This is a genomic window from Flavobacterium sp. UBA4854 (genome assembly GCF_002399805.1).
Taxonomy (GTDB): domain Bacteria; phylum Bacteroidota; class Bacteroidia; order Flavobacteriales; family Flavobacteriaceae; genus Flavobacterium; species Flavobacterium ginsengisoli.
Genome location: NZ_DHEI01000080.1, coordinates 94,159 through 94,410, shown reverse-complemented (window position 1 = coordinate 94,410; position 252 = coordinate 94,159). Strand labels below are relative to the sequence as shown.

The following is a 252-nucleotide window of genomic DNA, read 5'->3' as shown; positions in this document are numbered from 1 at the left end:
CGGAAGGTTTGAAACAGTTGCTGATGTTCCAACTTCAATTCCTCCGCTATTTTTCCAAGAGTAGTTTACCGTTCCAATCGCGTTTGTCACAGTTCCTGCCGTTACGCTTCCCGTGCTTTTTCCAAAGCAGGAAGCATCTGTTTTAGAAGATATGCCTAAAGCTAACGCCGCCGCAGGCTGTCCGATTGTAACAGAATTGGATTGTGAAGAACAGCTATCGGTAACAGTTAAAGTATAAGTTCCCGCCGGAAG

General features: G+C 45.6%; 1 protein-coding gene. It reads right to left on the bottom strand.

The window, feature by feature from the left end; genetic code table 11:
* A partial coding sequence (locus B3J44_RS11340; protein ID WP_286968542.1) for a hypothetical protein occupies positions 1 to 252 on the bottom strand: 252 nt, incomplete at both ends.